This window comes from Chitinophaga silvisoli (assembly GCF_003412465.1).
Taxonomy (GTDB): domain Bacteria; phylum Bacteroidota; class Bacteroidia; order Chitinophagales; family Chitinophagaceae; genus Chitinophaga; species Chitinophaga silvisoli.
The window spans coordinates 595341-610962 of record NZ_QTJV01000004.1; the positions used below are offsets into that span (position 1 = coordinate 595341).

Consider the following 15622-nt stretch of genomic DNA (forward strand, 5'->3'; position numbering starts at 1 on the left):
GTTTTTATTTTCCTCAAAGCCCTGAAAATAAATTTTTAAGTGAACGATCGCTCACTTATCTTTACTCCCGAATGAGGCAACGCGACGAAAATAAAATCCTTACCATCACCGAAAAAGCAATCGAAATGATTGCCGATGATGGCCTGGAAAACTTCGGCATCAACAAACTCGCAAGAGCCGCCGGCGTATCGCCCGCCACCATTTACATCTATTACAAAGACAAGGAAGACCTGCTCATACAACTATCTGAAGAAGTAGGCAAAAGAATCGGTCAGGCAGCTCTCAAAGGCCTCGAATCAAACATGCCTTTTGAAGACGGCCTCTGGCTGCAATGGCAAAATCGCGCAAAATATGCATTGACTAACAAACGCTACATCTCCTGCGGAGACCAGCTGCAACACTCCAATTACAGGGAGATGTTCACCAAATCTATCTCTTCAGAAATGAAAAAAATAGCAGGACCGTTTTTTAAGAATGCAGTAGAAAGAGGAGAAATCAATCCAATCCCCATCGAGATCTATTGGTCAGTGGCATTCGCTCCACTCTATTCAATGGTACGATGGCATAAAGACGGCTATAGCCTGGATGGAAAATCATTTACACTCACACCCAAAATCATGCGCGAAGCTTTTGAACTCGTGATAAAAGCATTCAAGAAATAAACCAGTTTTCATGTAAACAACAACTAGGACTCGTCCTAAATACATTCAGGAAATAAACCAGTTTTCATGTAAACAACAACTAGGACTCGTCCTAAATACATTCAGCAATTAAACTTGTTTTAAAATAACAACTCGTCATACAGTCATTTAAAAAACCTTTTTACCCAGGGCCTGAACAAAGCCCCTTTTTTTCACAAGATAAGTAAGCGATCGCTCACTTATCCCCATTTTTAATCCGCCTTCTATGAACCAGACAAACAATTTTTCACCCTACCAGAAACTGGTAGTAGCCCTCCTGGCGCTCACCCAGTTCACGGTCATCCTCGACTTCATGATCGTCTCGCCATTAGGTGACATGCTCATGAAATCACTCTCCATCAACCCACAGCAATTCGGCCTGATCGTCTCCGCCTACGCCTTCAGCGCCGGCATCTCCGGCCTCCTCACCAGTGGCTTTGCCGATCGCTTTGACCGCAAAAAACTCCTCGTATTCTTCTACGCAGGATTCATCATCGGCACCGCCTGCTGCGGTATCGCTAACACCTACCCCGTGCTCGTTGCCGCCCGCATCGTCACCGGCCTCTTTGGTGGTGTCATCAGCTCCATCTCCATGGCCATCGTCACCGACCTCTTCCCCGTTCAGCAACGCGGCCGCGTGATGGGCTTCCTGCAAATGGGATTCGGGGCCAGCCAGGTACTAGGCATCCCTATCAGCCTCTATCTCGCCAACGCATGGGGCTGGGAAGCCCCCTTCCTATTAGTAGTCGGACTCGCCATCATCATCATGCTACTCATCCTCCTGCGCATACACCCTATCACTGCACACCTTGCACTGCAACACGATAAATCTGCTTTAATACACCTCTGGCACACCCTGACCAAAGGCAACTATGCTATAGGCTTTGCAACCACTGCCATGCTCTCCATCGGAGGCTTTATGATGATGCCCTTTAGTAGCGCCTACGCTATCAATAACCTCCACGTCACACAACAACAACTCCCCCTGCTCTTCATTGTAGCAGGTATCGGTACCCTCATCGTCATGCCCATGATCGGAAAACTCAGTGATAAAATGGATCGCTTTACTATCACCAGCATGGCTACACTGCTCATGATTATCCTGATTGCAATTTATACACACCTGCCACCCGTACCGCTATACACCGTGATCGCCATCAATGTACTCATGATGGCCGCTATCATGGGCCGCGCTGTTCCCGCCATGGCCATCATTACCAGTGTACCCGATATGGCAGACAGAGGTGCCTTCATGAGCATCAACTCCTCCTTACAACAAATAGCCGGTGGTATCGCCGCCGCCTTCGCCGGGATGATAGTTGTACAAAAAACGAAGACTAGCCCGCTGGAACATTTTGATATCGTGGGGTATGTAGCAATTATTATCTCCCTCTGCTGTTTAATGATCTTAAGCAGAGTCAGTAAAATGGTAAAAGCAAAATTTACACCTGCGCTATAATATAAATGTGCTATAAAAAAAGAAGTTGTATCAAAAGTAAAATTCCAATGCCTTCAGATTACTTTTGATACAACTTCCTTTTTTAAAAAATTATTCCACCCAGTAAGTCAACGTCACTACTATATACCCATCACTCCCCACCTGACTATCATCCAGGGTCACAGTCTTAGCTACCACACCATCCCAGTTGCCCGGGTTAGCACCAAACTGATAAGTGCCCGCCGGCAGATCATAGATCTCATAACTTTCACGGTCAGCATTGTAAGTAACACCACTGGACTGATTCACCGCCCAGAAACCATACAAACCAGTACTACCCGTGTATGGATTACCGTAGATGTCTACCAGCGCTATACGTACATTGTAAGTAGTGGCCACCGCCGGCTTGGGTGTTGCGGCAGCAGTGTTCGCAATGAAGAAGATGGACAGAAAACTGCAAATAAGTGCTAATCTCATGGGCTAAACAATTTAAATTGAGGGAATTGAGATATCGCAACCAAGATAATTTTTTTTGATAAAAAAATAAGGTTACTATAAAAAAGGAGCCACAGCTCCCTTCTTCTTTTACTACTTACTTTTTGATACATAATCATACGGCACCTGGTCCGCCAGCTTCTCCCATCCCCAATATCCACTAAACAACAGCGCCAACGGATTCACACAAACCCCCTCCTTACTAAACGTACAATCCGGTTGCATAAACCGTATCATCGACTCCTGCTCCTTCGGCAATCTCCCCATCAACCTTGCGTATTTATTCGCCTCCAATTCCTTCATATAAGTCACCAGCAACATATTCTCACAATGCAGCTCATACTTATCCTCCAGACTATCTGACGGCTTCATCAAATCTACAGGCTGTAATGGCCTCGGCATTCTATAATTCACATAATTACTATCATCTGAATATGCATCCCTGTTCATCATAATCTTCCCATTCTTCACAATCGTATCCTTTACATACCCCCGCTGCCGCGGCCGCCGCACCACCTCATTCACCACAAAACCTTCTTCCGCCGTATTCCCATTGATCAGCGACCTGAAAAAATGTAATGAAGAACCATGAAACACCTCCTCCCTATTCGCCGCCCACTGCCGCTGCTGCGCCTTTTTCTTCGTTGTCATATTCTCATAAAACGCATACCCATAATAAGAAATCACATGATCCCTGTCTGAATTCACATACTGCTTCAGCAAAAACCGGATCTTATACCCCAACGCTGCATTCACTATCACCAGGTAATCTTCCGTACTCGCCTTCAATGCCTGCTCCGCATTATCATACCCGATATCCAATATCTCATCATTCGTAATCACACAGGTCTTTGCAAACTCCGTCTTCCCTATAAATGTCTCTTTAAACTTCTTAATATTTGCCTCCCGCTTCGGATCACGCTTTACCTCAAATGCTTTCAACACAGTCGCCTTCGGCTGCAACGCGATCTTAATATCCACATCCTCCGTATTCACATCCAAAAAATTCGACACCGTTTCATACCCCACATACGATGCAATCAATTCATACCTGCCCGGCACCACACCACCTATATTAAAACTACCACCCTCATTAGTAGTACCTCCCTTACTGGTATTATTAATGAATACCGTTGCAAAACCTAAAGGTTTGCCATCAGTAGCGGAGACAACCCTACCCGTAATTTTGACCTGTGCAGATACCACTTCCGTCAATGTGAGCAAATAACAGAAGAATAAAACTCTTTTCATGCCCGCGAAATAACATCGAAGCCCGAAAGACATTTTGTTAATATCGATGTAAAGGCAGGATGTGCAGACAAAACACGCTTTTTTAAATCAAAACACACTGTAGAAACACCAACACACTTTAGAAAACCCAAAAAGGCTTCTGCAGATCGCAAAAGCCTTTTCAGATTTTCGGTTATTAGAAAGACATCAGTAATTAGGATTCTTCGTCTCCGCACTACCCTCTCCTCCCGGATTCAGATCCGCCTCATCCGCCGGCACATCCCAGTAATCCATAAAGTTGAAATTGATCGTTACATTCTTATTCAATTTCCCCGCTTTCGTCAGGAAGTTATTACCATAACTACCTCCACCTGATCCGATGTCATAAGACCATCCCCATCTGCGCATATCATAAAATGATAAGCCCCTGAATACCAGTGACACCCTTCTCTCCATCACCAGTTCCTGCATAGCATTTACTGCAGACAAGCCAGTTCCTGTCACAGCACTTACACCAGCACCCTGGTAAGCCCTCACCGCATCTACATATGCCAGGCCCGCTTCAGTATTGCCTAAACGGAGATTCGCCTCCGCCAGCATCAGCGCATTCTCTTCATAACTACCTGCTATGTATTGCTCATAACCACCAATCGCAGTACTACCATATACATACACACCAGAAGTACCATTGCCACCATCTACAATACTCCACCTGGTGCCAAATGATAAATCATCCAGGTACTTGGTAGCCGTATCAAAATTGTTCGACACACGCTTATCCCCATCATGGAAATTCTGCATAAAACGCTCTCCTAATCTGAATGTAGTAGAAGTATTCACACCCGTCGTCAATACAGATACCGTACCACCGGATGCAGAGAAAAATCCATTCGCCGCCGCACTCCTTCCGGTAAATACATAGTCTCCATCTTTTATGCCCGCCGTGGCCAATGTCAATACTTCATTCCAATCCGCCGTCGTCATGGGTGTCGTAGATGTCGTAGTAATAGTTGCACTCAGGTTCTTATTCACAAATGGAGCCAGCTTATTCACCAGCAGGTTTCTTGCCATCAGGGTATTGATATTCCTCAACCACATATCTGTTGTTAATACACCACCATGCCCCACCTGGCAGAAGGAAGGTATCAGCTGTGCCAATACAGTTGAATAATCAGAAGAACTGCTGATGCCTGTCTTTAACAGGTCAGCTGCCTTATTCAGGTACTCGTCGGACAATGCAATGATACTATCTTTGACCAGGTACCTGTTAGTCGTACTTCCAAAAGTATCCACTCTCAATCCTGAATAATACAGTGACCCGATCTGTGAATACGCATATCCCTTCCACCAGTAGCACCAGGCCTTAATAGTATTGGAACGCGTAGTGCCATCACCGGCAAATGAAATACCATCTACCAGACTCAATACCTGGTTCAGCGTATTATTCATAGCATACATATTCAGCCATTGGTAATAGGTAGGGTTATAACCGGAACCTGTCTGCGCACGGGTATTGTTCGCACGCATGAGCGATACATTCGAAATACCTGTTTCGGTTTTTGTACCATCGTCCAGTGTAAAGTATTCAGGAATACTCATGGTACTTACCAGCTGGTTCGATGCCTGTGCACCTACCACATCGCCCAGCAATTCCATATACCCGAAAGGCAATGAAAAATAACTATCCCCCAACCAGTCGTCCCCGGTTTTAAAACCATTGATATATACGCCACCAGTAGCCAGTGAAATCAAACCAGATTCCGTATTCACATTTCCATCTACCGTAGGCAGATTCGGATTACCTACATTCAGTTCTTTCTTGCAGGACAGTGTTCCCAATAATAGCAAACTGCAAACAAGAGATAAGATATATTTATTATTACTCATGATGATGTTCCCTTTTAAAATAAAAATTTAGAATCCTACATTTAAGCCTACCTGATATGATCTCATGTTAGGAATGGTACTATGGTCAATCCCTCTGTCGAATGAAGAGTTAGCCGCACCGGAACTGATTTCAGGATCAAAGCCGGTATACTTGGTCACTGTCAGCAGGTTTCTGCCTGTGAATATCAGCTGCAGCTTGTTGAACTTCTGTGAGTGAAGGAACTTAGCAATATCAAATCCTAAGGAAACATTTCTCAGACGCAGGAAAGAAGCATCTTCATAAAAATAATCCTTGGTAGCATTGTTACCCGGTCCATACAGGCTACCCCAGGAGCTGGAATATGCACTACCATAATATGCCGTGTAAGCAGCTCTTCTGCCATTGATTGTAACAGGCTTGGCGAAGTCGCCATCTATACCATCACGGTACATCCATTCTTTCGTCTGGTTGTAGAGGTGACTACCATATACCCAGTCAAACTGGAAAGACAAGGTGATGAAATTCTTGTAGGTAAACTGGTTGATAAATGATGCATTGAATTTAGGATTGGGATCACCAAAAGCTGTAGCACTTTCTGCAAATTGAATAGCTTTGGTAGCTGTATCTACCACACGACCTTCTACTATTTCATACTTGCCCCTGTTTGCGTCGGAGATGTATTTGGTACCATCTCCTTTCACCGCATCCAGGCTTCTCAACGCCTTGTAACCATAGATCTGTCCGATCTTCTGACCTGCTGTCAGCGTCAGCGCTGTACTACCCGCAGCAGATGTTAAGATAATGTCGGCCCCACCCCGGATATTGTCAATCATAGAAGTTTGCTTACCAAAGTTGGTCGTGAAGTCCCAGCTGAAATCCCTTGATTTATACACAGGCAGGTTTACCTGGAACTGGATACCTTTCGAAGACATATCAATGGCATTTGTCAGTACAGATGTACCACCGGTAGACAATGCTGCACTCACCCTGTAAATCACATTCTGCGCCTTACGTGTCCAGTAAGTGAATGAACCATTTACTGCACTCAGCCAGTCACCTTTAAACAATGAAACAGAGAAATCTGTACCCACTTCAAATTCTTTGGATACTTCTACTTTCAGATCAGGATTCTGTGCAGTAGAAGGATTGGAATAATACAAACCGGAACCCAGTGTACCCTGGTTCAGTGTAGGATACCTGTCGGTTACACCCGGCTGTGTACCCGCCTCACCATAAGCAGAGCGGATCTTGAAATATGGAATGGCATGTTCCAGGCCACTCCAGAAATTAAAGGAGGAAGGCAGGATATAACCATTGACGTGAGGAAATGTAAATGGCTTGGTACCACTACCAAATGTAGAAGACCAGTCACTTCTGAATCCACCGGAAACACCCGCCCAGTCACCGATATCAATCTTCTGATCGATCAGGTAACCGAAGGTCACAAACGTCTCCTGGTAATCACCGTTGGTAGGTTCAGTTGTAGAAGTAGACATAGGCGCTACATACAGAGCAGAAGCAGAGGCAAGGTTAATAGGAGCGGTAGTAGGCAATCCTAAACCATAGATGTCATATTCCCTGTACTTCCGCTGGCGATAGTCATAAGATGCCAGGGTCGTTGTCTGGATGGGCAGGTTCCATCCGAAGTCTTTCTTAAAATCAGTTCTGAAATAAGCACTACCCAGGAAGTTCTGGAAAGTAGTGGTATAATTCCACTGGTCAATTTCACCGGTGCGGTCTGTCGCAAAGTAAGAAGACTTCGTATCCCAATACTCTGCATTCGCATTGCCTGTCTGGTTCAGGTAGGTCCATGTTGCGCGTTCAGTTCTGTAGTTGATGCCATACTTTGCATCCAGTTCCAGGAAGTGGTTGATCTGGTAGTTGGCACTCACACTCTGTACGATATCAATTTTATTATCCAGCCCATCCGCATACTCCTGTACATAGTATGGGTTGAATGCATTGATACTTAAGAAGTCGGCAGTCTGAAAGGCAGGTGAATGTCCATCCGCCATTTTCCATTTTAAACTGAAGAAAGGAGAAGTGTTCAGGAAACTGTAGATGTTGCCGACATTACCTGCCACGTTACCTCTGCCGTAAAGGTAACCACCTGGAGCCCCAAGGCCCGGTGTCAGTGTATTTTTGGTGTAGATAACCTGTGTAGTGGAGCGGATACGGAATCCTTTGAAGACCTCAGTACCAATGTTTGCAGTCAGGTTCGTACGATCTACATAACCGTTATGCATAACCGGACTAAGTGTATGGTTGTTGGCAAATGCCATATTGAAATCTGTCTTATCAGTACCGCCGCTGAAGTTGATTGCATTGTTCCAGGTAGTACCTGTCAAAAACATTTCTTTGAAGTGATCATAGTATTTCAGGTTCATGTTGTAAGGCTTGTCCGCAACGTTGTTGGGGTTCAGCATTGCATAGCGGGTAGCTCCGCCATAGGTATAACTGATACCGGAATAATCGCCATACTGATCAAGAGCCAGGATATTGCCATTGGCATCTACTACATTGTTATTAGCATCAGTGAGCCAGGGGTGTTTGTCAGCTTTAGTCACACCACCACTGTTGATATAATTATTAAAGGAGTAACTGGTAGAATAGTTCACTTCCATTTTACCCGCCCTGCCTTTTTTAGTAAAGAGCTGTATTACACCATTCGCACCCTGTGCACCATATAGTGCCGCAGAAGCAGCACCCTGGATCACTTCGACCCTTTCTACGTTGGACAGGTCAAGACTATTAAAATCAGTAGCTGCTACCTGTACACCATCTAAGAGGATCAGCGGTCTGGTACCACCCTGAATAGTATTCACACCCCTGAGCAGGATGTTCACAGGATCGCTGGGGTTACCACTTACAGTAGAAATCTGTGCACCCGGTATTTTACCTACCAGTGCCTGGTCAATGCTCGTAGATGCACCGGCCAGTTTTTCAGCAGAAACAGATTCTACGGAAATACCCAGCTTTCTCCTGCTGGTAGGGCTTCCTGTCCCGGTGACAACAAATTCTGTCAGGATCTTTTTGTCGTTCCCCAATTGTACATGAATAGGCGCACCATCTACAGCGACTTCTTTTGTTTCGTAGCCAACTGCTGTGATGATAAGCTTCTGGCCTTTGTTCGCCGTAATAGTAAAAGAGCCATCTATGTCGGCGACAGTCCCTCCGCCCCCTTTAATTTTAATGGTAGCACCTGGAATGGCTTGCCCCGATTCATCTTTAATAGTACCGGTGACCTTGGTTGATTGTGCAAATAATGAAAACGTATAGACATGGCACATCAGCACCATAAGGCATAGAAAACCCTTGATTCTCATAATTGTGATTTAAAATGACAGTAGATAACCTTGTGATTAAATAATAGCTACCTGCGGGTTGCTGGCATCGCCCACCGTAGCAGTCTTTTCATTGTTTCTTTATTTTCTCATAAACAAAATATAATAGTAAATCAGGCATACCGGAATGGTGGCGGCATGCGCTACAGCACAGGAAACGGGTTATTACCTTAACTAATCTTACGGTAAAAGGTTCGTCTTTTAAATCATACCATTTATTGAAAATGGCGTCTTCATCTGGTTAGAAATAAGTTAAATAGTTATTCTGTAAAAGAAGGCTTTTACAGCGGTAATCAATAAATTCTCATCACAATGTCAGCAGTATAAAATGTATTGATTCGATTTTGGTTATTGGATTCTGATCTTGGTTGTTGTTATAAATATATAGAACTGGTTTATAATTTCATAATTTTTAGAACAAAAAATGTAAATATTGTAATATAGAAATAATTACAATATAATAGAAAGTGGCTGAAGTATTGAAGCTCAAAAATTTGTAAGTAGCACTGAATGATGATATTGAATGAGTGTAAGGTTAACATGCAATGCAATCTGCTGACATCCATCAGCGAAAAAAGAGGTTGTATCAAAATTAAGGTTCCCGGCTATTAATCCGGGAACCTGATAGAGAGAATTTTTGTTGATGTAATTTTCAATACCTTCAGATTACTTTTGATACAACTTCTTTTTCTTTATAAGGTAATCCCCACCATCACCGTCACCCTGCTGAAAGAATATTCAGTCGTGGTAAAAGTGCCTAATGGCTGTTGCGTGGTCCAATCCAGGATCGCATTCTTTGTCTTAAATGCTGCATAAGAATAGCCTGCCGAAATGTGGAATGCACTATTATGCTGCCACCTGAATTTATAACCCAGGCCAGCATGTGTATAAGTACCTGCCACATTCTCATCCGGCTCCCTGCTGTTCTGCAGTTGCCACTGATTCTTTGTTAACCAGGGCAGGGCCTTCCCCGCCCCCGCATAGGCAAAAAATGTCCGCTCCGCTTTATTGAAATCATAACGAAAATCACCAAATACCGGTACTGACCTCGCCTGGTAATCGTCTAATCCGATCCCCACACCTACCTGGTATTGATAGGCAAACCGATAACCCACAATACATCTCCACACAGATCCTTTCCTGTCTGAAAACTGCAGCCCCCCTTCATCGATATTATAGAATCCATGGGGTGTTATTTTAGGCGCTACGATCTCCTGTTTCGTACTATCCAGCTCCGACTTATTAATCACCAGGGTATCCTTCACCCTGTTCTCCAGCTTAATTGTTTCATGCGCTGTTTCAAAAATATGTCCCCTGATCACACTGCCGTTCTTAAAGTAAAGTACATCCAGCTTTTGCTGTGCAGTCAATCCCTGCATGAGCAGCAAACCTGCACATAACAACAGTATATATTTCATAGCAGCTATTTATTAACAATACCAATTTTACTTAACAAGGCAGGTTCGCTCAAATGAGTGTAATCATATTGATATAAGCCATCGCTGGCAGTGGCCAGGAGTATATTATTGTTGGGAATCACATCATAGGCAGTGATATTTGTCAGCGTCTTCCTGGTAATAATGTTCAGGGGATCGCTTGCATCCATAAAATGAATCCCGTTGCTGCCCTCACATACAAAAAGTTTATTGCCGTCAATACCTAATCCATAAGGACTGCTCATAGGATAAATCTTCAACAGTGCAGGATTCTTTACATCCTCCACATTCAGCACATCGAGTTCATTCGCAATGCCGGCACAGCTACCGCCTGATCGCAGGGTCACATAAGCTGTCTTACCATTTACGACTACCGGATCACAGGCACGCAAATGCGCGAAAGTACCTAACGCCACAGGCAGTTCAGGATTGCTGATATCATAAATCAACATTCCCACATCACTGCCAATAAAAATATAATGATCATAAGGGAAGATGGTTTCAACATTCACATTCACCCTGAAATTATTTCTCTTCACAGGCTCCGCTGCATTTTGTACACTGAAGACCTGCACGCCAAAGTCAGCTACCGTATAGAGCGTATTATCCTTTAATCCAAAACGTGCAGTAGAACCAGCTTTGCCTATAGCAGAAGGTGCTGAGACGGTTGATTTGTTCGCAACAGTCACACTATTATTGGCAGTGGTATATACATAATCACCATTCCAATTAGCTTCATAACAGGTATTCGACAGTACTGTATCCCTTATGCTGAAACTGGTGATTATTCCTCTCAGTGTATCCGCGGTTATACCATATTCATATTGACGATGCGGGAATACACCCTGCAGGCGCCTGGTCTCATGAATGTTGTGCGGATCACTGATGTCCAGTGCTACCAGGTCAATATAACTGTCTGCATACATAATCTTATCCTTGACTACAAGGTCAACATTGCCCGGGACGTTGATAAATGCAATCTTTTGCGGAGCAGCAGGATTTGTATTGTCGATGACGTGGATGCCCTGGTTCAGCTCGTTCAGGAAGATGTAGTTGCCATAAAGGTAGATCTTCCCCGGGGATGCTATATCGTGTGGGGATTCACCGCGGACAGCAGATCTTAAAGACGAAAGCGATGCATAGACAGGTGTGTAAACTTTTGATGGGATGCTGTTGGTACATTTGTCCTTCAGACAACTACTCAGGACAAACAAATAGACAGCCAACAGCGCTGTCGGCAACAGTCTGGTTGATGCTACGTACATAGGGGTGATTTTTTATTTAAACGAGACAAGAGAGAATAAAGTTACAGCCGGGAAAAACCTGGCCGGGAAAGACAGCATCAATTTACCCGGAAAGCTGGTTTAAATCCTGCCTTCAAATCCACCAACCTGCTAAAACAAAAAGGCCCTCCCAAAAGGGAAGGCCTGTTACCGATCGTTTTACGTTTTTATTTTACCTCATCCAAAATAGCATGATCTATCCCCCTCACGACCTGTACTTCCGGTTTTACTAACTCCAATACTGCAATACTATTCTCTCCCTGCTTCAACCACTCTGCGGGTACAAACACCGTCTGCTGTGGCCCCACTTCCCAATACCTGCCCAGGTTATGCCCATTCACCCAAACCACACCTTTTCCCCACTTGCTCATATCCAGGTACGTATCACCCACCTTCTCCAGCCTGAAACCACCTTCTCTCAGCACCGGCTCATTCACACCTGCCTTACCCGCTTTCACCGCAGGTACAGCACTAAATGGCAAAGAATACATCTCCCATCCTTTCAGCTCTTTTCCGCCAAATACCACACGTTCTGTAATCCCTTTCTTATTCTGTAATAAATAAGGTCCAAAATTGATCCTTCCCAAATTCTCTACCAGGATCTCCAGGCGTACCTTGCCCTTTGGCAGGTTCAACTGCATACTATCCTGCTTCAGTCTTCTATCCAGCGTACCTACTCTCTTTCCATTCACAAACACAATTCCATAATCCCTCAGTACATCAATCTTCAGCATACCGGATTTACCACCATCCACTGTTGTTCTATATAACACAAAACCATATGCCTGTTTCAAATCTTCAAAAGTCAGTGGAGTATCATGCTTCACCGCGGCAGGCAACAAACTGAATATCCCTGCTGCACGTGATAACTGAATATCCGGAATCGTAATCACTCCCCTCCTGGCCGGCACCTCAGGCAATGTTTGCCCTGGCTGTAAATGCTTTGCAATCACTGCACGGAACTGCATAAATTTCTCCGTTGCATTACCCGCCTCATCCAATGGTGCATCATAGTCATAACTACTTGTCTGCGGTTCATAAGGATCCTTATCATTCCCATTCGCTCCATTCATAAATCCACGGGTAGTACCTCCATGAAACATATACATATTGATAGAAATACCCGCACTCAATACACTATCCAATCTACCCAGGTATTGCTGATAAGGCACCGTATGATGCTTTGTACCCCACCAGTCAAACCAGGCAGGATACCACTCAGCGATGTAAAAAGGCCCTTTTCCGCCATGATTTTCGCGGATCAGTTGCTTTACCTTCACTGGGTTGTCCTGACCATTAATAGCCGGTAATAAGCCCGGTAAATGGCCATTCTTAATCGCTGCTTCCGGATCGCAGGTAAACAGCAATCCATCAAAACCCGCATCGATAAACATCTTCCTGTTGATATCCAGGTATTCCTTATCATCGGAGTAAGATCCATATTCATTCTCAATCTGCACCATCAGAATATTCCCGCCATGATTTACCTGCAGGGGGGCTAACTGCTTCCCTACCGCATGGATATAATTGCGGTAAGCCTCCAGGTAATGCGGATCCTTACTCCTCACCACCAATGCCTTCTCATTCTGCAACCAATAAGGGTAGCCACCAAACTCCCACTCCGCACACACATAAGGACTAGGCCGCAGTACCACATACATCCCCTCCTCCTTCGCGATCTTCACAAACTCAGCAATGTCATTATTGCCCGAAAACTCATAATGCCCCTTCTCCGGCTCATGCACATTCCAGAATACATAAGTACCAATCGTATTCAAACCCATCGCTTTCGCCATCTGGATCCTTGCCCGCCATGCTTCACGAGGTACCCGGGGATAATGAATCTCACCCGATATCATCTGAAAAGGATGGCCGTCCAATAAAAAGGCACTGTCTCCCAATGCAAAAGTGTGCTGAGACTGTCCCATCCCCTGCATACATAAAGCCATCAGGGCGATGATTGCTACTCTAATTTTTTTCATCCTATGTCGTATTTAACTTAACTCCTTGACAATAATAACACTATAAGTAAACCACAAGATCACCTAAGGCTCACCATAAGGTCACCTCATTATCGATTGGATATAGAGGTGATCTTATGGTGCCCTTTTGGTGACCTTTTAATGACGTGCTGATACTATAGCTATATTATAGCCTGCATGTAATTATCAATAACCTGTGTTCTGGGTCAACTGACCATTTGCCGCCAAAATCTCAGCCCTTGGTATCGGTAACCAATAGTTCTTGTCAGCAAATGCACGTCCTGCAAGCGCAGTCTTTCTTGTATAGGTAAATGTACCGTCAGCATTCTTCACCACCGCCATACCATATGCCGGTACATTCTCAGTTGTCGTTGCAATTTTCCACCTTCTCACATCATAAAAACGATGCTCTTCAAATGCCAGTTCCACCTGCCTTTCTCTCCTGATAGCCGTTCTCATTTCATCCTGTGTCAGCCCCGCTGGCAGTGCAGGCTGATTCACACTGCTACGCTGACGGATCTGGTTGATCGCTGAATATACTGATGCATCCGGTCCCACCGCCTCATTCTGTGCCTCTGCATAGTTCAGCAGGATCTCTGCATAACGCATATAGATCCATGGCTGCAAACCTGCCACATTCCAGGGGTTGTCAATCGGGTTACTGTCATCCATGAATTTCTTCAGGTAATAACCCGTCTTGGTAGCATTCCAGTTATTATCACCACCCTGACCATCTTTACCATTCGGCGTATACAGCTGGATAGTACTGTTTCTGTAAGTCGCTCCATTGTACAGGATAGTCGCATAAAAACGTGCATCCCTGTTTACATATGGATTCGCCTCACTATAACCGGAAGCCGCATCTGTGATAGGCAAACCATTATTCATTTCATAGGCATCTACCAGGTTCTGTAATGGCGTATTACCACCCCAGCCTCCATAACCATTAGGTCCGTTCGCTATCTCCAGACAAGTATGCCTTGTACCAATCACATACAATCTTTCAAAGATGATTTCTTTGCTGGCAGAGTTCTTAAACAAACCACCATAATCCGCATCCAGTGAATATTGCCCCAGGTCCATCACTGCCTTTGCTGCAGCCGCTGCCGCCGCCCAGGTACCTACATTGTAAAGCGGACTCGCTGCATACAATGCCAGTCTTGACTTCAGCGCCAGTGCCGCACCCTTGGTAGCACGACCCAGTTTCCAGGTGCTGCCATCATTTGCTACAGGTAAATAATAAGCCGCTGAATCCAGTTCCTTGATCGCATAATCGATAGACTCCTGCAGCGTTGCACGGGTGTACAAAGCAGGATCATTCAGGTTATCATCCAGGTTATACACCTTATCACCCATCATCACCACACCACCATAGTTACGAATCAGATCCTGGTAACGGAACCCACGGATAAAGTGCAGTTCACCTCTCAGCCTGTTACGCAGATCATCACTCATGTTTACCGCCGCAATATTGTTCAGCGCATAGTTTACTTCCCTGATGCTGCGATAGCTTCTTGCCCACAGCGTACCGGCGATACCCAGGTTCTCAGGTGCCAGCAAGCCCTGTTGAATTAACCATGTATTATCATCATTATTATAAATGGATTCATCTGTGACTGAACTCCACATCGCGTACTCAAATCCTCTTCCAAAGCCGGGAGGTGTACCCTCTGCTTCTTTATCCTGCAACTTTACACCCATGTAACGGTTCACCACATAATCGACAAATAAGAGGGAGTCGGACAATACCGAAGCATCAGACACACGGTCCGTTGGCACGATATCGAGATAGTTCTTCTTACAGGACATAAATCCTAATGCAAGAAGGAATATAAAATATTGAATCTTTCTCATGACTGCAATTTTT

The 15622-nt window shown here is 44.7% G+C and carries 10 protein-coding genes; 2 read left to right on the forward strand and 8 right to left on the reverse strand.

Features of this window, described 5'->3' with window-relative positions; all coding sequences use genetic code 11:
- Positions 1 to 71: 71 nt before the first annotated feature.
- Together DXN04_RS14545 and DXN04_RS14550 are read left to right on the forward strand one after the other, a co-directional pair.
- A complete protein-coding gene (locus DXN04_RS14545) occupies positions 72 to 662 on the forward strand; it encodes a TetR/AcrR family transcriptional regulator (protein WP_116854077.1) in 591 nt (196 codons plus the stop codon).
- Between the two features lie 244 nt (positions 663 to 906).
- Positions 907 to 2139 (forward strand): MFS transporter, encoded by a 1233-nt coding sequence (locus tag DXN04_RS14550; RefSeq protein WP_116854078.1) that lies wholly within the window; start codon positions 907 to 909, stop codon positions 2137 to 2139.
- A gap of 90 nt (positions 2140 to 2229) precedes the next feature.
- Here DXN04_RS14550 and DXN04_RS14555 read toward each other — a convergent pair whose 3' ends face one another.
- From DXN04_RS14555 to DXN04_RS14590, 8 genes are all read right to left on the reverse strand, one after another.
- A complete protein-coding gene (locus DXN04_RS14555) occupies positions 2230 to 2595 on the reverse strand; it encodes a hypothetical protein (protein WP_116854079.1) in 366 nt (121 codons plus the stop codon).
- A 111-nt stretch (positions 2596 to 2706) separates the two neighbouring features.
- Positions 2707 to 3864, reverse strand: a complete 1158-nt coding sequence (locus DXN04_RS14560) for a carboxypeptidase-like regulatory domain-containing protein (RefSeq protein ID WP_158569018.1) — start codon at positions 3862 to 3864, stop codon at positions 2707 to 2709.
- A 186-nt stretch (positions 3865 to 4050) separates the two neighbouring features.
- Positions 4051 to 5730, reverse strand: a complete 1680-nt coding sequence (locus DXN04_RS14565) for a RagB/SusD family nutrient uptake outer membrane protein (protein WP_116854081.1) — start codon at positions 5728 to 5730, stop codon at positions 4051 to 4053.
- A 27-nt stretch (positions 5731 to 5757) separates the two neighbouring features.
- Positions 5758 to 9036 carry a SusC/RagA family TonB-linked outer membrane protein gene (locus DXN04_RS14570; RefSeq protein WP_116854082.1) on the reverse strand — a complete coding sequence of 1093 codons (3279 nt, stop codon included), beginning with the start codon at positions 9034 to 9036 and terminating at the stop codon, positions 5758 to 5760.
- 710 nt (positions 9037 to 9746) lie between these two features.
- Complete coding sequence (locus DXN04_RS14575) at positions 9747 to 10472, reverse strand: hypothetical protein (RefSeq protein ID WP_116854083.1); 726 nt, start codon at positions 10470 to 10472, stop codon at positions 9747 to 9749.
- A 5-nt stretch (positions 10473 to 10477) separates the two neighbouring features.
- Positions 10478 to 11755: an LVIVD repeat-containing protein gene (locus tag DXN04_RS14580; protein WP_116854084.1), complete on the reverse strand. Its 1278-nt coding sequence runs from the start codon at positions 11753 to 11755 to the stop codon at positions 10478 to 10480.
- Positions 11756 to 11940: 185 nt separating this feature from the next.
- A complete protein-coding gene (locus tag DXN04_RS14585; RefSeq protein ID WP_116854085.1) occupies positions 11941 to 13755 on the reverse strand; it encodes a glycoside hydrolase family 35 protein in 1815 nt (604 codons plus the stop codon).
- A gap of 186 nt (positions 13756 to 13941) precedes the next feature.
- Positions 13942 to 15609, reverse strand: coding sequence for a RagB/SusD family nutrient uptake outer membrane protein (locus DXN04_RS14590; protein ID WP_116854086.1), 1668 nt, complete (start codon positions 15607 to 15609; stop codon positions 13942 to 13944).
- Between the last annotated feature and the right edge of the window lie 13 nt (positions 15610 to 15622).